This window comes from Salinisphaera orenii subsp. halophila YIM 95161 (assembly GCF_003732545.1).
Taxonomy (GTDB): domain Bacteria; phylum Pseudomonadota; class Gammaproteobacteria; order Nevskiales; family Salinisphaeraceae; genus Salinisphaera; species Salinisphaera orenii_A.
Window position 1 is genome coordinate 1 of record NZ_AYKF01000067.1, and the last position, 24,083, is coordinate 24,083.

Consider the following 24,083-nt stretch of genomic DNA (forward strand, 5'->3'; position numbering starts at 1 on the left):
GAGCGGCGGCGGACGCCGTCGCGCCCGCGGCCGTCAGCCGCCGAGCAGGCGGGCCGCGATGCGTTCGTAGATGTCGCTGAGGCGGGCCACGTCGGCGGCGGCGATGTGTTCGTTGACCTGGTGAATGGTGGCGTTGAGCGGACCGAGCTCGATCACCTCGGCGCCGGTCGGGGCGATGAAGCGCCCGTCGGACGTCCCGCCGCCGGTCGACAGCGCGGGCGCCGTGCCGCAGACCTCCGCGACGGCGGCCCGGGTGGCATCGATCAGCGCGCCGGGGCGGGTGACGAACGGATGCCCGGACAGCCGCCATTCGAAGGCGTCGGTGTCGATGCCGTGCGCCTCGGCGAGACGTTCCACCCGCGCTCGCAGGCCGGCTTCGTCCTGGCAGGGATTGAAGCGCCAGTTGAAACGGGCCTCCGCCGTGCCGGGGATGACGTTTTCCGCGCCGGTGCCGGCCTGGATGTTGGAGACCTGAAAAGAAGTCGGGGGAAAGAAATCGTCGCCGTCGTCCCAATGCTGGGCGCCGAGTTCGGCGAGTAGCCCAACAAGCCGGTGCAGGGCGTTGTCGGCGCTGTCCGGATAGGCCACGTGGCCCTGCCGGCCACGCACCCGCACATGGCCGTTGAGGCTGCCACGGCGGCCGTTGCGCAGCGTGTCGCCGAGCGCGGCGGTGCTGGAGGGTTCACCCACCACGCAGTAGTCGATGGTGATATCGCGCTCGGCGAGCCAGTCGACCACGGCCCGGGTGCCGTCGACGGCGGGGCCTTCCTCGTCGCTGGTGATGAGAAACGCCAGCCGACCGGCGTGATCGGGATGGGCCGCGCGGAAACGCTCCGCGGCGCAGACCATCGCCGCGACGCTGGATTTCATGTCCGCCGCGCCGCGGCCGTAGAGCCAGCCGTCGGCGAGTTTTGCGGAGAAGGGCTCGTGATGCCAATCCACGACGGGCCCCGGGGGCACAACATCGGTGTGCCCGGCAAAGCACAGCAGCGGCCCGCCGCCGCCGGCCACCGCCCAGAGGTTGTCGACTTCGCCGAAGCGCAGGTGATGGATCTCGAAACCGGCGGCGGCCAGGCGCTCGGCGATCAGCGCCTGGCAGCCGGCATCGTCCGGTGTGACCGAGGCGCGCGCGATCAGCGCCCGGGCCAGTTCGAGTGCCGCCTCCGCCATGTCAGTCGGCGCCGGCGAGCGCGGCCTCGTAGCGCGCCGCGGAAAAGCCCGCGAGGGTGTCCGTGGCGGTCTCCAGAATCGGCCGCTTGATCAGCGTCGGATGCTCGAGCAGGACCGGCACGGGATCGGCTTCGGCGCGTGCGCGCATGTCCGCGTCGAAGTCCCGCCACGTCTTGCTGCGACGGTTGATCAGCGCATTCTCGCCCAGGGCCGCGCGCCAACGCTCCAGGCGCGTGCGATCGACGCCGTCACGGCGCAGGTCGGTCCAGCTGTGGTCGATGCCGGCCGTGGCCAGCCACTGCCGGGCCTTGCGGCAGGTGTCGCAGCTATCGATGCCGTAGAGGTGGATCATCGTGGACCCCGCCGCGTTATTCGGCGCTGCGCAGCAGCTCGTTGATGCCGACCTTGGCGCGCGTGCTCTCGTCGACCTTCTTGACGATGATCGCCGCGTTGATGCTGTAGCGGCCGTTGTCGCGCGGCAGGCTGCCGGCGACCACCACCGACCCGGCCGGCACTTCGCCGCGCACGATCTCGTCGGCCTCACGATCGTAAATGGGCGTCGACGCGCCGATGAACACGCCCATGGAGATCACCGAGCCGCGGCCGATGCGCACGCCCTCGACGATCTCCGAACGGGCGCCGATGAAGCAGTCGTCCTCGATGATGGTCGGGGCGGCCTGCAGCGGCTCCAGCACGCCGCCGAGCCCGGCGCCGCCGGACAGATGCACGTTGTCGCCGACCTGGGCGCAGGAGCCCACCGTCGCCCAGGTGTCGACCATCGTGCCGCGGCCGACATAGGCGCCGATATTGACGTAGCTGGGCATGATCACGGCGTTGGGGGCGATGTGAGCGCCGCGGCGCACCATCGCCGGCGGGACGATGCGCGCGCCCTGCTGCTGGAAGTCCGCGGCATCGAAGTCGGCGTACTTGGCCGGGACCTTGTCGAAATAGCGGGTGTGCGCGCCTTCGATCGGCTGGTTATCCCGGAGACGGAATGACAGCAGCACCGCCTTCTTCAGCCATTCGTTGACGACCCAGCCGTCACCCCGGGGCTCGGCCACGCGTGCCTGCCCGGCGTCGAGCCGGTCGAGCGCGTCCTGTACGGCACTGCGCACGCTGTCGTCGGCGGAATCCGGCGAGATCGCATCGCGGTTGTCGAATGCGTCCTCGATGATCTTCTGGGTGTCGGTCATGATCTCTCCCTTCGGCGCATCGGTGGCCCCGATGCGGGTCGTGCATGGCTCGGCCTTGTCGGGCTGCGAAGTCTAACCTAGAGCGTCCGCGCCTCGCAGACGCGCGCCAGCCGCTCCACTGCCTCGACGCAGCCTCCGGTATTGGCCACCAGCGACAGGCGCAGGCGGCCGCGCCCGGGATTCACGCCATTGACCTCGCGCGCAAGATAGCGACCCGGCACCACGCGCAGATTCTCGTCGCGTAGCGCGGCCACCGTGAGTGCCTCGTCGTCGACGTCGAAGGCCGGCCAGAGATAGAAGGCGCCGGCGGGCCGCGCGACGTCGCAGAACGGCGCGAGACGCGGCATCACGGCGTCGTATTTCTCGCGATAGCGGTCGCGGTTGGCGCGCACGTGGGCCTCGTCGCGCCAGGCGGCGATGCTCGCGGCCTGGACGTGGGCCCCGAGGGTCGCGCCGTGGTAGGTGCGATAGCGCACGAAATCGGCGAGCACGCGTGCGTCGCCGGCGACGAAGCCGGACCGCAGGCCCGGCAGATTGGAGCGCTTGGACAGGCTGTGAAAGACGACGCAGCGCGAAAGATCGTCGCGCCCGGTTTCCGCCGCGGCCTGCAGCAGGCCCGGTGGCGGCGCGCTCTCGTCCGGATAGATCTCGCTGTAGCACTCGTCGGAGGCGATCACGAAATCGTGTCGATCGGCCAGCGCCAGCGCCTGCTTGAAATAGTCGAGGTCGGCGACCGCCCCGGTGGGGTTGCCCGGCGAGCACAGATACAGCAGCTGGACACGATCCCAGTCGGCGGCGGACGGCGCGTCGAGATCGGCCAGAAAGCCGGTCTCGGGCAGGCAGGGCAGGTAGAGCGGCTGGGCGCCGGCCAGCAGGGCAGCGCCCTCGTAGATCTGATAGCCCGGGTTCGGCATCGCCACCCGCGGGGTCGGGCTGGCGCGGTCGTCGATGAGCGCCTGAGCGAACGAAAAAAGCGCCTCGCGGGTGCCCGCCGCTGGCAGTATATGTCGTTCGGGATCAATCCATTGCGCTGGAACATTGAAGCGATTTATCAGCCAATCGCTAATCGCTTCGCGCAGCGCCGGCCCGCCGCGGGTCGGGGGATAATGCGCGATGCCATCGAGATGCTCGACCAGCGCGGTGCGCGCGCAGGCCGCCGGCGGGTGCTGGGGCTCACCGATGGCCAGCGAAATGGGTGATCGGTCCGGGTTGGGGGTGACATCGGCGACCAGTCGCGCGAGTTTTTCGAAGGGATAGGGCTGGAGGGCGTCGAGTCGGGGATTCATGGGCCGGTCTTGTCGAGTTCGGCGGTCAGCGTCTGGCGCAGTTGGAGCAGCCGGGCGCGATTGCGCAGCGGTTGATGGTCGTGATCGGTGACGAAGAAGATATCCTCGGCCCGTTCGCCGATGGTGGCGATCTTGGCGGTTTCGAGCAGGATGCCGGACTCGCGGAATACATCGCCGATTTCGGAGAGCAGGCCGGGGCGGTCGGCGGTGATGATCTCCACGATCGTGCAGTCGCGTTCGGTCGCTTCGCTGAAGTAGATCTGGGTCGGCACATTGAAATAGCGGCTGCGACGCGAGGCGCGCCGGGTCACGTCGATGTGCTGCACCGCCGGGTCGGCGATGGCGTCGATCAGCGCCTGTTCGACCTCGTAGCGTTGATACTCCTCCGTGATCGACTCGCCGTTCTCGTCGCAGACGACATAAGTGTCCAGCGTGTAGTCGTCGCGCGTCGAATTGATGCGCGCGTCGAGAATCGACAGGCCGAGCTGGGCGAGCACCCCCGTGGTCACGCCGAACAGATAGTCGCGGTCGCGCGTGTAGACGAACAGGGTCGTGCCCTGATCCTCGATGTAGGTCAGCGACACCAGCGGTCCGTCGCGGCCCTCGTGGCTGACGATGGCGCGCGTCTGGCGCGCGATCTCCTCGGGGCTGTGGCGCAGGAAGTAATCCGGCTCGAAGCGTTCCCAGACGGCCTTGAAACGCGGCGTGTTGACCTTGGTACGGGTGAGCAGGGCGGCGGCGGCACTGCGCGTTTCGGCGATCAGCTCGTCCTCGTCCAGCGGATCGTCCAGACCGCGCTCGAGCGCGCGTCGCGTGCTGGTGTACAGATCGACGAGCAGGCTTTCCTTCCAGGAGTTCCAGAGGCTGGGATTCGTCGCCCGGATGTCGCAGACCGTCAGCAGGAACAGGCGGTCCAGCCGGGCCCGGCTGCCGACCTCGCGCGCGAACTCGTTGACGACGGTCACGTCGTTGATGTCGCGCCGCTGGGCGGTCATCGACATCAGCAGATGCTGGCGCACCAGCCAGCAGACGAGATCCGTGTCGTCCGAGGACAGGCCGTGGTTCGTGCAGAATTCCCGGGCATCGCGTTCGCCGAGTACCGAATGATCGCCGCCGCGCCCCTTGGCGATGTCGTGCATGAGCCCCGCGATCAGCAGGATCTGGGGCTTGTTGAGTGTCTGCATCAGTTCGCTGGCGAACGGCAGTTCGTGGTCGAAGCGCGGCAATGCCAGTCGGCGCAGATTGCGGATCACGAACAGCGTGTGTTCGTCGACCGTGAGCGTGTGGAACAGGTCGTACTGCATGCGGCCGATGATGCGCCCGAAATTCGGCAGATAGCGCCCGAGCACGCCGTAGCGGTTCATGCGCCGCAGCGCGCGCGTCACGCCGCTGCGCTGGCGCAGAATCTCAGTGAAAAGACGCCGGCAATGGATTGAGCTGCGGAAGTTTTCATCGATCAGATGGCGGTCGCGCCGCATCAGGCGAAGGGTATGCGCCCGGATGCCGGTCAGGCGCGGCCGGGTCTGCATGAGATAGAAGATCTCGAGCAGCGCGCTGGGGGTTTCGGTGAAGACGTCGTCCGCGGTCACCTCGATGAAGCCGTGACGCGCCTGGAAACGCTCGTTGATCGGGCGCGGGCGCTCGGTCTGGTGCGGATGCAGAATCGCTTCCGAGAACAGTTGAAGCAAAATATCATTGAGTGCCGACAGCGCCTTGATATTGCGGTAATAACGCTGCATGAACTGCTCGACCGCCAGCGTGTTTTCGGCGTCGCTGTAGCCGAGCATCTGAGCGATCTGGATCTGATGATCGAACAGCAGCCGATCCTCGGCGCGACCGGTCAGGGTGTGCAGCGCAAAGCGGACCCGCCACAGGAACGCCTGGCCACGCTTGAGTTCGGTGAACTCCCGCGCGCTCAGAAAGCCGTAGTCCACGAGTCCGTCGAGGGTGTCGGTGGCGAACTGGCGCTTGGCGACCCAGGCGATCGTCTGGATGTCGCGCAGTCCGCCGGGCGATTCCTTGACGTTGGGTTCCAGCTTGTAGGCGGTCTCGTCGTAGCGGGCATGACGGGTCTGCTGCTCGTCCACCTTGGCCTTGAAGAACTCGGCCGAGGGCCAGATGTGCTCGGCCGAGGTCGCCGCCCGCATGGCGGCGAACAGCGACAGGTCGCCGGCGAGCGCGCGCGACTCCATCAGGTTGGTCATGATGGTGATGTCGTCGGTGGCGCGTTCGGCGCATTCGACCGGCGAGCGCACGCTGTGGCCGATCTCCAGCCCGATGTCCCATAGGTGCATCAGAAACGCTTCCAGCGCGGGGCCGATGTCGTCGAGCTGGCCGTCGCGATAGAGGATCAGCAGATCGATGTCCGAATGCGGCAGCAGCTCGCCGCGGCCGTAGCCGCCCACCGCGACCAGGCAGGCGTCGGGGGTGTCGACGAGTGTCTCCCAGGCGCCGGCCAGCACGGTGTCGACCAGCTCGCTGCGCGCGGTGACGAGGCTGTCGATATGCGCGCCGGCCTCGAAGGCGGCCTCGATGCGGCGTGCGCCCTCGGCGAGGACGTCGCGGGCCGGCGCGATCTCGCGTCCCTGAATCGCGCCCGCTCGTTCGAGGAAATCGGCCCATGACGAGGCCGGGGCGTCGGGCGCGCTATCGATCGGGTCGGTCACCTCAGGCGGCCGTCTGGCTCGGCGTGAGGATCTCCACGCCGTCGGCGGTCACCAGCACGGTGTGCTCCCACTGCGCGGACAGGCTGTGATCCTTGGTGACCACGGTCCAGCCATCCGGCAGCACCTTCACGTGGCGCTTGCCGGCATTGACCATCGGTTCGATGGTGAAGGTCATCCCCGCTTCCAGGCGCAGGCCGGTCCCGGGCTCGCCGTAGTGCAGCACCTGCGGTTCCTCGTGAAAGCCCAGCCCGATGCCGTGGCCGCAGTATTCGCGTACCACCGAGCAGCGCTGTGCCTCGACATAGGTCTGGATCACCGCCCCGATGTCGCCGAGCGTGGCCCCCGGCCGCACGGCGGCGATGCCCTCGTACATCGCGGCCTCGGCGACGTCGGACAGTCGCCGGGCCTTGATCGACGGCTCCCCGGCGAAGAACATCCGCGACGAGTCGCCGTGGTAGCCGTCCTTGATCAGGGTGATGTCGATGTTGAGTGCGTCCCCCTTCTTGAGCTTCTTGTCGCCGGGGATGCCGTGGCAGACCACGTGGTTGATCGACGTGCATATCGATTTCGGGAAACCGTGGTAGTTCAGCGGCGCCGGGGTCGTGCCGAGGGTGTCCACCATGAAGTCGTGGCAGCGGGTGTTGAGTTCGTCGGTGGTCACGCCGGGCCGGACGTGCTCGCCGATCATGTCGAGCACCTGCGCGGCCAGGCGGCCGGCTTCGCGCATCTTGTCCTGTTCCTCGGGCGTCTTTAGGGTCACGCTCATGGGTGTGGCTGTCCTTCTGGGGCGGCGTTGCGGGGTAGCGGGGCCGTGTCGAGGCGCCGCATCGGTGGCCTGAATGGGGCGGCTATGGTATAAACCGCTCGCGCTCGCGGCAATGCGAGGCGAAATCCGGCGGCTCGACCGCCGAAAATACACACGCGCTTCGGCACATGAGACGGGGTGCCGGTCGGCATGACGTCGACGGGTTGTCTCATGGGAGGCGCGGAGGATCAACCCGGAGAAACGATATGAGTCAAGTCAGCATGCGCCAGTTGCTCGAGGCGGGTGTGCATTTCGGCCACCGCACGCGCTATTGGAACCCGAAGATGGCCCCCTACATCTTCGGCCACCGCAACAAGATCCACATCATCAACCTTGAAGAGACGCTGCCGCTCATCAAGGATGCCTACAACTACATCAGCCGGCTGTCTGCGAACGGCGGCAACGTCATGTTCGTGGGCACCAAGCGCGCCGCGCGCGAGGCCGTCGGCAAGCAGGCCCAGCGCTGCGGCATGCCGTTCGTCAATCATCGTTGGCTGGGCGGCATGCTCACCAACTTCAAGACCGTCAAGAACTCGATCCAGCGCCTGCACGATCTCGAGCAGATGATCGAGGACGGCTCGATCCGCAAGCTGTCCAAGCGCGAGGGCCTCGACCTGCACCGCGAGCGCGACAAGCTCGAGCGCGGGATCGGCGGCATCAAGGAGATGACGAGCCTGCCGGATGCGCTGTTCGTCATCGACGTCGGCTTCGAGAAGATCGCCGTCGACGAGGCCCGCAAGCTCGGCATCCCGGTGATCGCCGTGGTCGACACCAACTGCTCGCCGGACAACATCGACGTGGTGATCCCCGGCAATGACGACGCCATTCGCGCCATTCGGATCTACACCGAGATGGTGGCCGATGCCGTTCTGACCGGTCGCGGCAGCAAGGGCGAGTTCACCGGTCCAAGCGAGGACATCGTCGAGGTCCAGGAAGAGGGCGCGGCGCACGAGCCCGGCAAGCCGGCCGAGGCGCAGGCCGCCAGCGAGGCGACCCAGAATTCGGTCATCCAGGAATCCCAGGGCGAGTCCGAGCCGCGGGCGACCGCCTCTCTCGGCGACGTGGCTTCGGTTCCGGCCGAGGAGCCGCGCGAGTCCGACGCGCACGACGCCGACAAGTAACACTGCAGTTTTCGAGAGGTATTAGTGATGGCGATTAGCGCTGCTCTGGTGAAAGAGCTCCGGGAGCGCACCGGCGCCGGCATGATGGAGTGCAAGAAGGCGCTCCAGGCCGCCGACGGTGATATCGAGGCCGCGGCGGAGGCCATGCGCCGCGAAGGTCTTGCCAAGGCTGACAAGAAGGCTGACCGCATCGCGGCCGAGGGCCGCGTGGCGGCCGTCGTGTCCGAGGACGCGAAGTCGGCGGTCCTCGTCGAGGTCAACTGCGAGACCGACTTCGTGGGCAAGAACGACGACTTCATCGCCTTCGCCGAGGCGGTGGCCCGCGTGGTGCTGGACGAGAATCCGGCCGACGTCGACGCGCTGGGCGCGCTGACGATCGACGGCGAGGACATCGAGGCGCGCCGACGTGCCCTCGTGGCCAAACTCGGCGAGAAGATCACGGTGCGTCGCTTCCGGCGCATCGAGTCCGCCGAGGGCCGGCTCGACGTCTACAAACACGGTGCCCGTATCGGCAGTGCGGTGGCGGTGTCCGGTGGCGAGCCGGAGCTGGCCCGGGATCTGGCGATGCACGTCGCGGCGACCGCGCCGGCGCATCTGTCGGCCGACGACGTGCCCGCCGAGCGCCGCCAGGCGGAGCGCGAGATTCTCGTCGCCCAGGCGCAGGACTCCGGCAAGCCGGACGACATCATCGAGAAGATGGTCGACGGTCGTCTGCGCAAGTTCCTGGCCGAGATCACGCTCATGGGTCAGCCGTTCGTGAAGGATCCGGACGTCACGGTCGAGCAGCTCTGCAAGCAGCAGGGCGCGACGATCACCGACTACGCCCGGATCGAAGTCGGCGAGGGGATCGAGAAGAAGCAGGAAGACTTCGCGGCCGAAGTCAAGGCGCAAGCCGAGAAGACCGCCTGAAGAAAGATGCCGGCTGCCGAGGCAGCCGGTTTTTTTTGCCCGCCGCCGTCGGCGGGCCGTGCGTACTGTTATCTTGACCCGGCCGGAGTTTTGCCCATGTCCTCCCACGTGCACGCTTGTCGATGAGCCAGAAGAAGCCGACCTATCGACGCATATTGCTGAAACTCAGTGGCGAGGCCCTGATGGGCCAGTCGGACTACGGTATTTCCGCCGATGTGGCCGAGCGGCTCGCTCGCGAACTGGCTGAGTTGATCGAGGCCGGCGTGCAGGTGGCGCTGGTCGTCGGCGGCGGCAACATCTTCCGCGGCGTGGGTCTGGCCGGGCGCGGCATGGATCGGGTGACCGGCGACCAGATGGGCATGCTCGCCACCGTGATCAACGCGCTGGCCCTGCAGGATGCGATCGAGAACCAGGGCATGACCGCCCGGGTGATGTCGGCGATCCGGATCAATCAGGTGTGCGAGGACTACATCCGCCGTCGTGCGATCCGGCATCTCGAGAAGGGCCGGGTGGCGATCTTCGCGGCGGGCACGGGCAATCCGTTCTTCACGACCGATTCGGCGGCGAGCCTGCGGGCGATCGAGATCAACGCCGATCTCATGCTCAAGGCGACCAAGGTCGACGGCATCTACAGCGCCGATCCGGTCAGCGACAGCAGCGCCCGCCGCTACACGCATCTCACCTACGACGAGGTCATCGACCAGCGTCTGGCGGTCATGGACACGACGGCGATCGTGCTCTGCCGCGACAACGGCATGCCGCTACGGGTGTTCGACATCAATCGCGCGGGGGATCTGTTGCGGATCGTCGACGGCGCCACCGATGTCGGCACGCTGGTCGACAACAATACGACGAGAGCCACAGCATGATCGAGGACATCTACAAGGATACCCAGCAGCGCATGGACAAGACCATCAGCGTCATGCGCGACAATTTCAGCAAGATCCGCACCGGTCGGGCGAGCACGAGCCTGCTCGATCACGTGACCGTCGACTACTACGGCACCGAAGTGCCGATCAATCAGGCCGCCAACGTGTCCGTCGAGGATGCGCGCACGATCACGATCCAGCCGTGGGAGAAGTCCATGGTGAGCAAGATCGAGAAGGCGATCATGGGCGCGGATCTCGGTCTCAATCCGTCGACGGCAGGCGAAGTCATCCGCATCGTGCTGCCGCCGTTGACCGAGGAGCGCCGCAAGGACCTGGTCAAGGTGATCCGGGCCGAGGCCGAGGATGCGCGGGTCGCGGTCCGCAACGTGCGTCGCGATGCCAACGCCACGGTCAAGGAGCTGCTCAACGACAAGGACATCAGCGCCGACGACCAGCATGCCGCTGAGGCGCATATCCAGAAGCTGACCGATCAGCACGTCGCCCGCATCGATAGCCTGCTCCAGGACAAGGAGCAGGAAATCATGACGGTTTGAGCCATCACGCGGACGTCGCTGCCATGACTGTTCCCGAACATGTGGCCGTCATCATGGACGGCAACGGCCGCTGGGCGAACGCGCGTGGTCTGCCGCGCGCCGCCGGTCATCGGGCGGGCGCGCGCGCGGCCCGGGCGATCGTCGAGAGCGCCCGCGAGACCGGTATCCGGGTGCTGACGGTCTTCGCCTTCTCCAGTGAGAACTGGCAGCGTCCGCGTGCGGAAGTCCGGCTGCTGCTGGACCTGTTTCGCCGGACGATCCAGCGCGAGCTCGGTTCGCTCCACGACAACAACGTGCGCCTGAGTTTCATCGGCGAGCGCGACCATTTCTCCGCCGGCTTGCAGCGCGCCATGGAGACCGCGGAGACGCGCACGCGCGACAACGACGGTCTCGATCTGGTCGTTGCGGTCGACTTCGGCGGACGCTGGGACGTGGTGCGCGCCGCCCGCGAGATGGCGCGCGACTGCGCGGCCGGACGGCTGGATCCCGATGGCATCACGGAAGCGGTGTTCGGCCGCTATCGCAGCCTGGCGCACGTGCGCGAGCCCGATCTGTTCATCCGCACGGGCGGCGAGCGCCGGATCAGCAATTTCCTGCTCTGGGATCTTGCTTACAGCGAGCTCTACTTCACCGATCGTCTCTGGCCGGACTTCGATCGCGAGGCGCTGGAGGAAGCGATCGACTGGTATGCCCGCCGCGAGCGGCGCTTCGGTCGGTTGCCGGAGGCGGCCGCACCGGGCCGCTGAGCATGCTGGCCACGCGAATCGCGACCGCGGCCGTGGTGGTGCCCATCGCGGTCCTGGGCATGCTGTTTCTGCCGACCGGCGCGATCGCGCTCGTATTCTCGGCGCTGATGCTGCTCGGCGCCTGGGAATGGGGCGGCCTTGTGCGCCTCGAGACCACCGGTCGCGGTGTGTTCGTCGCGGTCGTTGCTGCGGTGATGGGCTTGGTCTTGCTTCTGCGCAACGCGCCGCTGCCGGTGAGCGCGGAACTGTTCGTGATCGGTCTGGCATGCCTTTGGTGGCTGGCCGCGATCGCCTGGATCGTGCGCTACCCGCAGGGCTGGTCCGACGTGCTTGGCCGCCTCGGCCCGGGTGCGGCCGTCGGCGTCGTCGCGCTGGTTGCGCCGGTCGCTGCGGTGACCTATCTGCACCAGAGCGACGACGGCGTGCTGTTGCTGCTGACGTTGTTCGTGCTCGTCTGGACGGCGGACACCGGCGCCTATTTCGCCGGCAAGGCCTTTGGCCGCCACAAGCTGGCGCCGCGCGTCAGTCCGGGCAAGACGATCGAGGGCGCTGTGGGCGGTCTGGTCGCCGCCATGATCATGGGCGCTGCGGCCGCATGGCTGCTCGGTTACGGCGGTGGGCGTACAATCGCCTTCATGGTGCTGGCCGGCTGGGTCGCGGCCGTTTCGATAGTCGGCGATCTCACGATCAGCATGTTCAAGCGACACGCACAGCGCAAGGACAGCGGTATGCTGTTTCCGGGCCACGGCGGCGTGCTGGACCGTCTCGACAGCGTGCTCGCGGCCGCGCCGTGGTTTGTTGCCGGGCTGCACTGGCTGCCGGCGCAGGTCTAGCTGCAATCGGGAATTTTCGTCACCGAGGGATCATGTCGGCAGCGCCGCGGTCGAAGGCCGTGACGCCGTGCCGCGCATCGCCGTTCACAGGGAGCATCAAAACGCATGTCTGACTGGCTGATGTCGGTACCGGCATTCATCGTGGCGATCGGCATCCTCGTCGCGGTCCACGAATACGGCCACTTCTGGGTCGCGCGTCGGATGGGCGTGAAGGTGCTGCGGTATTCGATCGGCTTCGGCACGCGTATCTGGGGCTTCACCGGTCGCCGTTCCGGAGTCGAGTACTGGCTGTCGGCGATTCCGCTGGGCGGTTACGTCAAGATGCTCGACGAGCGGGAAGGGGCGGTCGCCGAATCGGAGAAGCCCTACGCCTTCAACCGACAGCATCCGGCCAAGCGGATCGCCATCGTCGCCGCGGGCCCGGGCGTCAACTTCCTGTTCGCCATTCTGGCCTATTGGTTCGTGTTCATGATCGGCGTCGCCGGCATCAAGCCGGTGATCGGTCCGGTCGCCGACGGCACGCTGGCGGCGGCCTCCGGCCTGCAGGCCCGGGACGAGATCGTGGCGATCGACGACCGTGCGGTGGGTGACTGGCAGGAGCTGCGCCTGACGCTGCTCGACCGTGGCCTCGACGGCGATCCGATCACCCTCGATGTGGCGCGTCCGGACGCGGGTCGACGCTCGATCACCATCGATCTGAGCAGCGCGCCGTCCGATCCGGAAGCGCTGTTCGAACGCCTGGGGCTCGCCCCCTACCAGCCGCCGGCGACGCCGCGGATCGCGGGCGTGGTCGACGATTCCCCCGCGGCACGGGCGGGTCTCGAGAGCGGGGATGATGTCACGGCCATCGACGGGCGGGCACTGGATTCGCCGCAGGCCCTGGTCGACTATGTCCAGGCGCGGCCGGGTGAACGCGTCGAACTGGACGTCACCCGCGACGGCGAACGGCTCACACTGCCGGTGACGCTGGCGCGGGTCGATAGCGACGACGGTGAGCCCCGCGGCCAGCTCGGGGCGCGCATCGGCGTCGATGCCGCGGCCTGGGATGCCATGCGCACCACGCGCCAGCTCGGCCCGCTGGCGGCGATTCCCGCCGCGGTCGACAAGACCTGGGAGGTCTCGGCGCTGACGGTGCGGCTGATGGCGCGCATGGTCACCGGCGATGTGTCCTGGCGCAACGTCAGCGGCCCCATTCAGATCGCCAACATCGCCGGTCAGACCGCGAGCGTCGGTCTGGAGGCGTTCGTCGGCTTCCTCGCACTGGTCAGCGTCAGTCTGGCGGTGCTCAACCTGTTGCCCGTCCCGGTGTTGGATGGGGGGCATCTTCTGTATTATTCGATCGAATGGATACGGGGGCGGCCTCTGTCCGAGGCTGTACAGGTGGCGGGTCAGCAGGCGGGCATGGTTGCCCTGCTCATGCTCATGACTCTGGCTTTCTACAACGATATCCTGCGCTTGCTCGGGTAGCGGAGCTGTTTATATGCCTCGAATTCTGATGCGCGCGCTCGTCGTGCTGTTGTGTTTCTATGCCGCCGGCGCGTGGGCTCAGTATGACTTTCGCGTGCAGGACGTGCGGGTGACCGGCGTCCAACGGCTCGAACCCGGCACGGTACTGACCTATCTGCCCCTTTCGACCGGCGACCGGCTGAGCCAGGCGCGTGCGCAACAGGCGATCCGCGCCCTCTACGATACCGGCCTGTTCGAGAACGTCACGCTGCAGCGCGAAGGCAACACCCTCGTGGTGGACGTCGTCGAGCGTCCGGAGATCGCGCGCTTCACGATCGAGGGCAACGAGCAGATCGGTGGCGATCAGCTCAAGAAGAGCCTCGAACAGCAGGGGCTGGCCCAGGGCGAGCTCTACAAGCGCTCTCTCGTGGATCAGCTCGATCAGGAACTGCGGCGCCAGTACTATGCCAACGGCTACTACAGCGTCCAGCTCGACAGCGAGGTCACCGAGCTCGACAACAACCGCGTCGCGATCGATATCGATGTCCAGGAGGGGCCGGTGGCCTCGATCAAGGACATCAACATCATCGGCAACGAGCGCTTCTCCGACGATCAGCTGCGTGACGTGTTCCAGCTTGAATCGAGCGCGCCGTTCTACACGCATCCGCTGACCTTCTGGCGCGACCGCGACCGTTATTCGCGAGAGCGGCTGCTCGGTGACCTGGAATCGCTGAACTCGTTCTATCAGGACCGCGGCTACATCCGCTTCAACGTGTCCTCGATCCAGGTGTCGCTGTCGCCGGACAAGCGCGACATTTTCTTGACGATCAACGTCGACGAGGGCGCGCAGTACACGATCAGCGACTACGAATTCGCCGGCGACATGATCGTGCCCGAGACGACGCTGCAGCGTCTGGTCGACGTGGAGGCCGGCGAGATCTTCCGTCGCAGCGAGGTCGACGGTTCGGCCAGCCGCATCAGCTCCGGGCTGGCCGACTTCGGCTATGCCTTCGCCGAAGTCGATCCGCTGACCCAGGTCGACGAGGAGGACAAGACGGTCGATCTGACGTTCTTCATCGATCCCGGCAAGCGGGCCTACGTACGTCAGATCACGTTCTCCGGCAACGAAAAGACCAACGACGAAACGCTGCGTCGCGAGATGCGCCAGTTCGAGGGCGCGCCGTTCTCGCGCAGTGGCGTCGAGCGCTCGCGCACCCGGCTGGCGCGTCTGCCCTTCATGCAGGACGTGCAGGTGGACACGCAGAAGGTCGCCGGCTCCGAGGATCTGGTGGACGTCAATTACGACGTGTCCGAGCGTGCGGCCGGCACGCTGCAGTTCGGTGTCGGCTTCTCCGACGCCCAGGGCTTTCTGATCAATGGCAGCGTGTCGCACAGCAATTTCCGCGGCACCGGCAACAAGGTCAGCCTGCAGGCCGAGACCAACGACTACGCGCGTAGCGTGGGCGCGAGCTGGACCGATCCCTACTTCACCGACGAGGGCGTTTCGCGCACGATCTCCGCGTTCTATCGTGACACCGATCAGCTCATTCGCATCGGTTCCGGCTTCGATCTGAACTCGGTCGGCGGCGCGATGACGTTCGGCCTGCCAATCACCGAGTATTCGCAGATCCGTGCGGGGCTTGGCGTCGAGCGCAACGAAATCAACTCCGCGGTCAATCGTGACGGCGAGCAGCGTCTGTCCGACGAGCTTGCCGAGTTCATTAACGAGAACGGCCGCGAGGCCACGACCTACGAGTTGCAGACGGGTTGGCAGCGCGACACGCGCAACCGCACGTTCTTCGCCACCCGCGGCTCGAATTCCCAGGTCGAGTTCAACATCAAGGGCCCGGGCTCGGATCTCGAGTACTACGACGTCAGCTTCGAGCACCAGCGCTATTTCCGTATCGGCGCCTGGATTCCGGGGCTGTCGGACAAGGTCGTGCTGCAGACCGACGGCCGCATCGCCCAGACCGATATCTGGGGGCAGGGCGAAGACGTACCACCCTACGACAACTTCTTCGGCGGCGGCGCGCGCTCGGTGCGCGGCTTCTCGAACGGCGGCATCGGCCCGCAGGACTCCTTCGATAATCCCTACGGCGGCCAGTTCCTCACGACTCTGCAGAATGAGCTCGTGATTCCGACCTTCCTCGAGTCGGACAACAAGTCGACGCGTCTGGCCGCGTTCTACGACATCGGCAGCGTGTACGAGGAAGCCAGCGATTTCGACGCCAGTGAGCTGCGCAAGTCGGCGGGTGTTGCCTTCTACTGGTTCACCCCGTTCTTCGGTCTGCTGCGCGTGAGTTACGCCGCCTACGTCGACGGTCAGCCGGGAGACGATACCGATCGCTTCCAGTTCTCCTTCGGTGTGGGGCTGTAGCGCCGCGCCTGCGCTGCCTTGTCCAGGAGCGACCATGACCCATCTGCGGTACGCCTTCGTGCTGATGTTCGGCCTGCTGCTGGCGTCGGTGGCAGTGTCTGCACCCGCGCAGACACCGCGGATCGGCGTCGTCGACGTTGATCGGCTGGTCAGCGAATCCCCGCAGGCCAGCCGTGCGCGAACCAGCATGGCCAAGCAGTTCGCCAAGCGAAAGAACGAGCTGGAGGCCGCCTCCGAGAGTCTGCGCCAGGATATGGAGCGGCTGAATCGGGACGGTTCGGTGATGAGCGAAGACGATCGGGCCCGGCTCCAGACCCGTATCCGTGAGCGCCAGCGGGAGCTGCAGATGCGCCAGGGCCAGTACAACGACGACGTGGCCGAGGCCGAGCAAAAGGAGTTCAAGCGGATGCGCGCTGATATCCGCGGCGTGATCGACGCCTACGCCCGGGAGCAAGGTTTCGATCTCATGCTCGGCGACGGCGTGCTCTATGCGACCGAGGCGATCGACGTCACCGACGAGATTCTCGACCGCCTGAAGCAGCGCTGACGTGTCGCATCATTCCGGTTACGAGACCACGCTCGGCGCGATAGCCGAGCAGTTCGACCTCGAGCTCGCCTTGGGGGATCCGGGCGCGCGGCTGGACGGCGTCTGTGCGCTGACCCCCGGCCGCGACGCCGGTCTGGCCTTCGCCGAGAGTGAGGCGCAGGCCGACGCCCTGGCCGCGACCGGCGCGACGGCGGTCATTCTGACCGCGGCGCTGGCGCCGCGCTGCCCCGTGGCGGCGCTGGTCTGCGAGCGCCCGCGGCTGGCGTTCGCCCGGGCGGCGAGCGTGTTCGAGCCGGCGCCGCCGGCGGCCGGCGTGCACCCGAGTGCGGTCGTCGAGCCCGGCGCGCGTGTCGACCCTGGAGCCAGTATCGGGCCGCAGGCGGTGGTTGGGGCGGATGCGGTGCTCGAAGCGGGCGTCGTGGTCGGGCCGTCGAGCGTGATCGGGGCGCGAGCGCGCATCGGGACCGATACGCGTATCGAGGCCAACGTCAGCGTCGGCGACGGCGTCGTCATCGGTGCCCGGGTGCGCATCGAGGCCAATGCCGCGATCGGCGGTCGCGGCTTCGGTCTCGTTCACAACGGCCAGGGGTGGGACCCGATCCCGCAGCTCGGAGGCGTGCGCATCGATGACGACGTCGAGGTCGGGGCCGGCACCACGATCGATCGCGGCGCCATCGACGATACGGTCATCGGCCCCGGCGTGAAGCTGGACGATCAGGTCCATATCGGCCACAACTGCGTCATCGGCGCGCATACGGTGGTCGCGGGCTGTACGGGCATCGCCGGTTCCTGCACCATCGGGGCGCACTGCATGATCGGCGGCGGCGTGGGCATCGGCGATCACGTCACGGTCGTCGACGGCGTGATCATCACCGCCGCCAGCCAGGTGCCCAAGGACATCACTGCGGCCGGCGTATACTCGTCGACCCTGCGCGCGATGCCGGCGGGCAAGTGGCGCAAGCGTCTGGCGCTGTTTCGCCAGCTCGACCGGATCGAGCGCCGTCTGCGCCGGGTGGAGCGGCCCGGCGCTTTCACAGGAGACAAGGACGAATGAGCGAGCAAGACGACATCCGGGCGATCATGCGGCAGCTGCCGCACCGGTTTCCCTTTCTGCTGGTGGACCGCGTGCTCTCGTGCGAGCCGGGCCAGTCCATCACCGCGATCAAGAACGTGACCATCAACGAGCCGTTCTTCCCCGGCCATTTCCCGGAGCATCCGGTGATGCCGGGCGTGCTCATCCTCGAGGCGCTGGCGCAGGCGGGCCTGATTCTGGGCATGCGTACGGTCGAGTCCGAGGAGGGCACCATCGTCTACTTCGCCGGGATCGACAAGGCGCGCTTCAAGCGTCAGGTTGTACCGGGCGATCAGCTGCTGCTCAAGCTCGTGGTCGGCTCGGCCAAGAAGCGTCTCTGGCGTTTCGATGCCGAAGCCTGGGTGGGCGACGAGCTGGCCTGCCGCGCGCAGATGATGGCGATTCCGGGGAAGGCCGATGCCAGTTGATCCCAGCGCACAGGTCCATCCGGAGGCCCAGCTCGCAGACGACGTGGATGTCGGCCCGTTCTCGGTGATCGGCCCCAACGTGCGCATCGGCGCGGGCACCCGCATCGGCCCGCACGCCGTGATAACGGGCCACACCCACATCGGTCGCGAGAACCACATATTCCAGTTCGTGTCGCTCGGCGCGGAGCCGCAGCATCGCGTCTACAAGGGCGAGCCGACGCGGCTGGTCATCGGCGATCGCAACACGTTCCGCGAATACTGCAGCGTGCACCGCGGCACGACGATCGATCAGAGCGAGACCATCATCGGCGACGACAATCTGCTGATGGCCTATACCCACGTGGCTCACGACTGCGTGCTCGGCAACGGCATCACGATGGCCAACGGGGCGAGTCTGGCCGGCCACGTCCGTATCGGCGATTTCTGTATTCTCGCCGGCTTCGCGCTGGTCTATCAGTTCCGGCGCGTGGGCACGATGGCGTTTCTGGCCTATTGCAGCGGCGTGCAGCAGGACGTGCCGGCATTCGTGCGCTCCTCGGGGGCGCCCGCCGAGCCCCACGGCATCAATTCCGTGGGCATGCGCCGGCGCGGTTACTCCGAGGACGAAGTGGCCGCGGCGAAGCAGGCCTATCGCACCATCTATCGTTCCAAGCTGCGGCTGGATCAGGCCCGCGAGGCGCTGCGCGAGCCGGCCGAACACAGCGAGGCGGTGCGCGTCATGCTGGCGTCGCTGGACGCCGCCCAGCGCGGCATCATCCGCTAGCGTCGCGGCGAGCGCGCGTGTCCCATGCGGCACCGCTGTTCACGCTGGTCGCCGGCGAGACCTCCGGCGACAGCCTCGGCGCGGGGTTGATCCGGGCGCTGCGCGTGCACTATCCACAGGCCCGCTTCGAGGGCGTGACCGGGCCGCTCATGCGGGCCGAGGGCTGTGAGAGCCTGGCCGATATTGAGGCGTTGTCGCTGTTCGGTGTCAGCGAGGTGGTCGGCCAGATTCCGCGGCTGCTGCGACTGCGCCGCCGGCTCGCGGCACACGTATTGTCGGCTCGGCCCGCGGCCTTCATCGGTATCGACGCGCCGGCCTTCAACACCGGGCTCGAGCTTCGACTCAAGTCGCGCGGCGTGCCCACGGTCCACTACGTCTGCCCCACGGCCTGGGCCTGGCGCGAGGGGCGCACGCGCCACATCCGGCGTGCGGTCGATCGCCTGCTGGCGATCTTTCCCTTCGAGGAGGCGTTCTTCGCGCGTCACGGCATCCCGGTGACCTATGTCGGCCACCCCCTGGCCGGTGAGCTGCCGCGGCATCCGAACGCGGACACTGCCCGGCGCGCACTCGGTCTGGAGCCGGGCGCCCGCTGGGTGGGCCTGCTGCCCGGCAGCCGGGGTGCGGAGGTCAGCCGGCTGGGGCGCCCGTTTCTCGAGACCGCGCGCTGGCTCACGCGCCGTTCGCCGGGCCTGCGCTTCGTCGCGCCGATGGCCAACGCCCGCGTCCGCGCCCTGTTCGAGGCCGATCTCGCCGACTATCCTGATGTCGACGTGACGCTGATTGACGGTCGATCGCGCGAGGTGATGCGCGCGGTCGAGGTGCTGCTGCTGGCCTCCGGAACCGCGTCGCTGGAGGCGCTGCTGGCCAAGACACCGATGGTGGTGGCCTATGCACTGTCGGACAGCAACTACTGGATCGCCCGAAGCCTCAACCTGATCAAGACCGAGCACGTGAGCATGCCCAATCTGCTGGCCGGCCGTGCGCTGGTGCCCGAATTCCTGCAGCAGGAGGCGAGCCCGGACTTCATGGGCCCCTGGCTCTATCGTCTGCTGCACGCCGAGACCGCGCGCCGGCGCCAGATCGACGCGTTCGACGGGATACACGCCCGCCTCGCGCTGGACGCCGACGCGCGGGCCGCGCGCGCAGTGGTGGATCTCGTCGAGGCCCGCCCGTGACGCGCCGCCGCCGACGTTTCGCCTGCCCCTGTGTCGCCGGCGTCGACGAGGTCGGCCGTGGCCCGCTGGCCGGGCCGGTGGTGGCCGCCGCCGTGATTCTGCCGCCGAAGGGGCTGCCGCGGGGTCTGACCGACTCCAAGGCGCTGACCGAAGCCGAGCGCGAGCGGCTCGATGTCAAGATCCGGGCGCGGGCGCTGGCCTGGGCGCTGGGCGAGGCGTCGGTTGCGGAAATCGACGCCATGAATATCCTGCAGGCGAGCCTGCTCGCAATGCGGCGAGCCGTGGCCGCACTCACGCTCACGCCCTTCGCGGCCTGGGTGGACGGCAACCACGCGCCCGGGCTGGCGATGCCGGTGCGTGCGGTGGTTGGTGGCGACGGCGCGGTACCGGCGATCAGTGCCGCCTCCATCGTGGCCAAGGTCGCGCGCGATCGGCAGATGGTCGCGCTCGACGCGGCCTACCCCGGCTACGGCTTCGCTCGGCACAAGGGCTATGGCACTGCCGGCCATCGCCGCGCCCTGGAACGGCTCGGCGTCACCGAGATCCACCGGCGCAGCTTCGCTCCGGTCGCCCGCTTGGCCGAAGCGCGCCAGACCGTCTTCGATTACACGTTACGATAAGCCCATGACCACGCCCTTCGTTCATCTGCGCGTCCACACCGAATATTCGCTGTCGGACGGGATCGTGCGGATCAAGCCGCTGATCGCCCAGACGCGAGAGGCCGGCATGCCGGCCGTGGCCGTGACCGACAACGTCAATCTGTTCGGCATGGTCAAGTTCTACAAGGCCGCGCTGGGCGCCGGTGTGAAGCCGATCGTGGGGGTCGATCTCAAGATCGACGAGGGCCCGGAAACACCGCCGTCGCGCCTGACCTTGCTCGCCCAGAGCCGGGAGGGCTACCGGCATTTGTGCGAGTTGCTGACCCGCGCCTATCTCAAGGGCCAGGACCGCGGGCAGGTGCTGTGCCGCCGCGAGTGGGTCGAGGAGAAGGCCGAGGGTCTGATCGCGCTGTCCGGCGGCATGGCCGGCGACACGGGGGCGGCCCTGCTCGCGGGCAAGCCCGAGCTCGCGGACGCCGCGGCGCGCCACTGGCAGGCGGTGTTCGGCGACCGCTACTATCTCGAGCTCACCCGCTGCGGGCGTGCCGGCGAGTCGGCCTGGCTGTCGGAGACCGTTGCGCTGGCGCTGCGCCACGACATTCCGGTGGTGGCCACCAACGACGTCCGCTTTCCCACGGCCGACGATTTCGACGCCCATGAAGCGCGGGTGGCCATTCACGGCGGCTACACGCTGGCCGACCCGCGCCGGCCGCGCCACTACACGGCCGAGCAGTATCTCAAGACGCCCGCCGAGATGGTCGAGCTGTTCTCCGACCTGCCGGAGGCGATCGAGAACAGCGTGGAGATCGCCCGCCGCTGCAATCTGGAGCTGACGCTCGGCGAGAACGTGCTCCCCGACTTCCCGGTGCCCGCCGAGCACGATGCGGCCAGTTTTCTCAAGGCCGAGTCCGAGCGCGGTCTGGAGACCCGGCTGGCCGATCTCTATCCCGACCGGGATGCGCGCGAGGCCCGCCGCGCGGAATACGAACAGCGGCTGGCGCACGAACTCGGCGTGATCGAGGGCATGGGTTTTCCGGGCTACTTCCTGATCGTGGCCGACTTCATCCGCTGGGCCCGCGAGAACGGCGTGCCGGTGGGGCCGGGGCGCGGCTCTGGCGCCGGCTCGCTGGTGGCCTACGCGCTCGGGATCACCGATCTCGATCCGTTGGCGTTCGATCTGCTGTTCGAGCGGTTCCTCAACCCCGAACGCGTGTCCATGCCGGACTTCGACGTCGACTTCTGCATGGACGGCCGCGATCGCGTGATCGAGTACGTCGCCGACACCTACGGCGCGAACAAGGTCAGCCAGATCATCACCTACGGCACCATGGCCGCACGCGCGGTGGTGCGCGACGTCGGCCGCGTGCTGGGCCATCCCTACGGCATGGTCGATCGGATCGCCAAACAGGTGCCGTTCGCGCCCGACATGACGCTCGAGCGCGCGCTGGAGGAGTCCGAGGAACTGCGCGCCTCGAAGGCCGACGAGGAGATCGGCTATCTGCTCGACCTCGCCATGTCGCTGGAGGGGCTGTCGCGCAACCCGGGCAAGCACGCCGGCGGCGTGGTCATCGCGCCCTCGGATCTCATCGACTTCACGCCGCTGTACTGCGAGCCGGGTGGCAACAATCGCGTCACCCAGTTCGACAAGGACGACGTCGAGGCCGTCGGCCTGGTCAAGTTCGACTTCCTGGGACTGCGTACGCTCACCATCATCGATCGCGCGGTGAGCGTGGCGAACCGGCGCCTGGAGCACGCCGGCCGCGAGCCGATCGACATCCGCTCGATCCCGATGGACGACAAGCGCGCCTTCGACATGCTAAAGGCCGGCGACACGACCGCGGTCTTCCAGGTTGAATCCTCGGGCATGCGGCGTCTGATCAAGCGCCTGCGCCCCGATGCCTTCGAGGACATCATCGCGCTGGTCGCGCTCTATCGGCCGGGCCCGCTCGAGTCCGGCATGGTCGAGGACTTCATCGACCGCAAGCACGGCCGCGCCCAGGTCGTGTATCCGCACGCCTCCCTGGCCGAGGTGCTGGAGCCGACCTACGGCGTGATCCTGTATCAGGAGCAGGTGATGCAGATCGCCCAGGTGCTGGCCGGCTATTCGCTGGGCAGCGCCGATCTGCTGCGGCGGGCGATGGGCAAGAAGAAGGCCGAGGAGATGGCCAAGCAGCGCGACGGCTTCATCAAGGGCGCCGTCGCCAACGACATCGACGAGAACACCGCGGCCTACATATTCGATCTGGTCGAGAAGTTCGCCGGTTACGGCTTCAACAAGTCGCACTCGGCGGCCTACGCGCTGCTCACCTACCAGACCGCCTGGCTCAAGGCGCACTATCCGGCCGACTTCATGTCGGCCGTGCTTTCCGCGGACATGGATCACACCGACAAGGTCGTGATCATGATCGACGAGTGCCACCGCGTCGACATCGCCGTGGCGCCGCCGGACGTCAACGCCTCCGAATACGATTTCTCGGTGGTCGACGAGGCGACCATCCGCTACGGCCTGGGCGCGGTCAAGGGCGTCGGCAAGGGCGCGATCGACGCCATCATCGCGGAGCGGCGCGAGGGCGGGGCGTTTGCCAACCTCTACGACTTCTGCCGCCGGATCGACACCGGCAAGGCCAATCGCCGGGCGCTGGAGGCGCTCGTCAATGCCGGTGCACTGGACGCGCTGGGGCCGAACCGGGCCAGCCTGATGCACGGCCTGACGCGGGCGCTGGCCGCGGCCGATCAGGACCGCGCGGCCTCGACCGCGGGCCAGAACGACATGTTCGGCCTCGCCGAGGACGCCGACAACAGCGGGCCCCCGCTGGAGGTGCTGGCCGAGTGGCCGGAGGATGAGCGCCTGCGCGCCGAGCGCGACACGCTGGGCCTCTACCTCACCGGCCATCCCATCCGCGCCTGGGAGGCCGAGCTCGCGTTGATGACCCACGGCAAGATCGCCGATCAGGTCGCGGCCATGCCGCGTCCGGAGGAGGGCGCGCGCGCGCGGCGGGCCGACAAGCGCGCGGCGATCGTGGCGGGCCTGGTGGTGGAGGTGCGGCGGATGAAGAAAGGCCGCCGCATCATCGTCGTGCTCGACGACGGCAGCGGGCGCATCGAGTGTCCGCTGTTCGAGGACAAGGCCGCCGAGTACGGCCATCTGCTCACCGCCGATCGGCTGGTCATTGTCGACGGCACGCTCCAGTACGACGATTTCACCGACGGTTTCCGGCTCAACGCGAACAGCGTCATGGACATCGACGGCGCGCGCGAGCGCTACGCCAGCCGCATCATGCTCCAGCTGCAGGCGGAATCGGGCGTGGACGTCGACGCGCTCGCGGGCTGTGTCGACCGCTATCGTGCGGAGGCCGGCTGTGACGTGGTGCTGCGCTATGCCAACGCCGACGCGCGTGCGGTGCTCACACTCGGCGAGACCCGGGTGCGCGTCTGTAACGGTCTGCTCGACGACCTGCGCGGTCTGGTGGGTGCGGAAGCCGTGCAAGTGCGTTATCGTCGCGCTCAGACGACACTCCAGTAAC

Annotated in this window: 21 protein-coding genes; 15 read left to right on the forward strand and 6 right to left on the reverse strand. The window is 67.6% G+C overall.

Annotated features, from left to right (window positions below; genetic code table 11):
- Positions 1-33: 33 nt before the first annotated feature.
- From dapE to map, 6 genes are all read right to left on the reverse strand, one after another.
- Complete coding sequence (gene dapE / locus SAHL_RS05710; protein ID WP_123590442.1) at positions 34-1,170, reverse strand: succinyl-diaminopimelate desuccinylase; 1,137 nt, start codon at positions 1,168-1,170, stop codon at positions 34-36.
- Between the two features lies 1 nt (position 1,171).
- A complete protein-coding gene (locus tag SAHL_RS05715; RefSeq protein WP_123590443.1) occupies positions 1,172-1,522 on the reverse strand; it encodes an ArsC/Spx/MgsR family protein in 351 nt (116 codons plus the stop codon).
- Positions 1,523-1,538: 16 nt separating this feature from the next.
- Positions 1,539-2,363, reverse strand: a complete 825-nt coding sequence (dapD, locus tag SAHL_RS05720; RefSeq protein ID WP_123590444.1) for a 2,3,4,5-tetrahydropyridine-2,6-dicarboxylate N-succinyltransferase — start codon at positions 2,361-2,363, stop codon at positions 1,539-1,541.
- A 77-nt stretch (positions 2,364-2,440) separates the two neighbouring features.
- Complete coding sequence (gene dapC / locus SAHL_RS05725) at positions 2,441-3,649, reverse strand: succinyldiaminopimelate transaminase (protein ID WP_123590445.1); 1,209 nt, start codon at positions 3,647-3,649, stop codon at positions 2,441-2,443.
- Positions 3,646-6,315 (reverse strand): [protein-PII] uridylyltransferase, encoded by a 2,670-nt coding sequence (glnD, locus tag SAHL_RS05730; RefSeq protein ID WP_123590446.1) that lies wholly within the window; start codon positions 6,313-6,315, stop codon positions 3,646-3,648. The genes dapC and glnD overlap by 4 nt, the downstream gene beginning before the upstream one ends.
- A gap of 1 nt (position 6,316) precedes the next feature.
- Complete coding sequence (gene map / locus SAHL_RS05735) at positions 6,317-7,081, reverse strand: type I methionyl aminopeptidase (protein WP_123590447.1); 765 nt, start codon at positions 7,079-7,081, stop codon at positions 6,317-6,319.
- Between the two features lie 245 nt (positions 7,082-7,326).
- Here map and rpsB point away from each other — a divergent pair, with 245 nt between their 5' ends.
- The 15 genes from rpsB (at position 7,327) to dnaE (ending at position 24,082) form a co-directional block, all read left to right on the forward strand.
- The gene (gene rpsB, locus SAHL_RS05740) at positions 7,327-8,241 is read left to right on the forward strand and encodes a 30S ribosomal protein S2 (RefSeq protein WP_123590448.1); all 915 of its coding nucleotides are present in this window, start codon (positions 7,327-7,329) and stop codon (positions 8,239-8,241) included.
- Between the two features lie 27 nt (positions 8,242-8,268).
- Positions 8,269-9,150: a translation elongation factor Ts gene (gene tsf / locus SAHL_RS05745; protein ID WP_123590449.1), complete on the forward strand. Its 882-nt coding sequence runs from the start codon at positions 8,269-8,271 to the stop codon at positions 9,148-9,150.
- A 122-nt stretch (positions 9,151-9,272) separates the two neighbouring features.
- Positions 9,273-10,019, forward strand: a complete 747-nt coding sequence (gene pyrH / locus SAHL_RS05750; RefSeq protein WP_123590450.1) for a UMP kinase — start codon at positions 9,273-9,275, stop codon at positions 10,017-10,019.
- A complete protein-coding gene (gene frr / locus SAHL_RS05755; protein WP_123590451.1) occupies positions 10,016-10,573 on the forward strand; it encodes a ribosome recycling factor in 558 nt (185 codons plus the stop codon). Before pyrH ends, frr begins: the two co-directional genes overlap by 4 nt.
- A 23-nt stretch (positions 10,574-10,596) precedes the next feature.
- Positions 10,597-11,319 (forward strand): polyprenyl diphosphate synthase, encoded by a 723-nt coding sequence (uppS, locus tag SAHL_RS05760; RefSeq protein ID WP_123590452.1) that lies wholly within the window; start codon positions 10,597-10,599, stop codon positions 11,317-11,319.
- Between the two features lie 2 nt (positions 11,320-11,321).
- Positions 11,322-12,152, forward strand: coding sequence for a phosphatidate cytidylyltransferase (locus tag SAHL_RS05765; protein ID WP_123590453.1), 831 nt, complete (start codon positions 11,322-11,324; stop codon positions 12,150-12,152).
- Positions 12,153-12,257: 105 nt separating this feature from the next.
- On the forward strand, positions 12,258-13,619 hold the full coding sequence (gene rseP / locus SAHL_RS05770; protein WP_123590454.1) for an RIP metalloprotease RseP: 1,362 nt from the start codon (positions 12,258-12,260) through the stop codon (positions 13,617-13,619).
- Positions 13,620-13,632: 13 nt separating this feature from the next.
- Positions 13,633-15,975 carry an outer membrane protein assembly factor BamA gene (gene bamA / locus SAHL_RS05775; protein ID WP_123590455.1) on the forward strand — a complete coding sequence of 781 codons (2,343 nt, stop codon included), beginning with the start codon at positions 13,633-13,635 and terminating at the stop codon, positions 15,973-15,975.
- A 34-nt stretch (positions 15,976-16,009) separates the two neighbouring features.
- Entirely contained in the window at positions 16,010-16,522 is a 513-nt protein-coding gene (locus SAHL_RS05780) for an OmpH/Skp family outer membrane protein (RefSeq protein WP_123590456.1), read from the forward strand.
- Between the two features lies 1 nt (position 16,523).
- Positions 16,524-17,576: a UDP-3-O-(3-hydroxymyristoyl)glucosamine N-acyltransferase gene (lpxD, locus tag SAHL_RS05785; protein WP_123590457.1), complete on the forward strand. Its 1,053-nt coding sequence runs from the start codon at positions 16,524-16,526 to the stop codon at positions 17,574-17,576.
- A complete protein-coding gene (gene fabZ, locus SAHL_RS05790) occupies positions 17,573-18,022 on the forward strand; it encodes a 3-hydroxyacyl-ACP dehydratase FabZ (RefSeq protein WP_123590458.1) in 450 nt (149 codons plus the stop codon). The genes lpxD and fabZ overlap by 4 nt, the downstream gene beginning before the upstream one ends.
- Positions 18,012-18,785 carry an acyl-ACP--UDP-N-acetylglucosamine O-acyltransferase gene (lpxA, locus tag SAHL_RS05795; RefSeq protein ID WP_123590459.1) on the forward strand — a complete coding sequence of 258 codons (774 nt, stop codon included), beginning with the start codon at positions 18,012-18,014 and terminating at the stop codon, positions 18,783-18,785. The genes fabZ and lpxA overlap by 11 nt, the downstream gene beginning before the upstream one ends.
- A gap of 17 nt (positions 18,786-18,802) precedes the next feature.
- Entirely contained in the window at positions 18,803-19,960 is a 1,158-nt protein-coding gene (gene lpxB / locus SAHL_RS05800; RefSeq protein WP_123590460.1) for a lipid-A-disaccharide synthase, read from the forward strand.
- Positions 19,957-20,580 carry a ribonuclease HII gene (gene rnhB / locus SAHL_RS05805; RefSeq protein ID WP_123590461.1) on the forward strand — a complete coding sequence of 208 codons (624 nt, stop codon included), beginning with the start codon at positions 19,957-19,959 and terminating at the stop codon, positions 20,578-20,580. The genes lpxB and rnhB overlap by 4 nt, the downstream gene beginning before the upstream one ends.
- Before the next feature lie 4 nt (positions 20,581-20,584).
- A complete protein-coding gene (dnaE, locus tag SAHL_RS05810) occupies positions 20,585-24,082 on the forward strand; it encodes a DNA polymerase III subunit alpha (protein ID WP_123590462.1) in 3,498 nt (1,165 codons plus the stop codon).
- Position 24,083 lies beyond the last annotated feature (1 nt).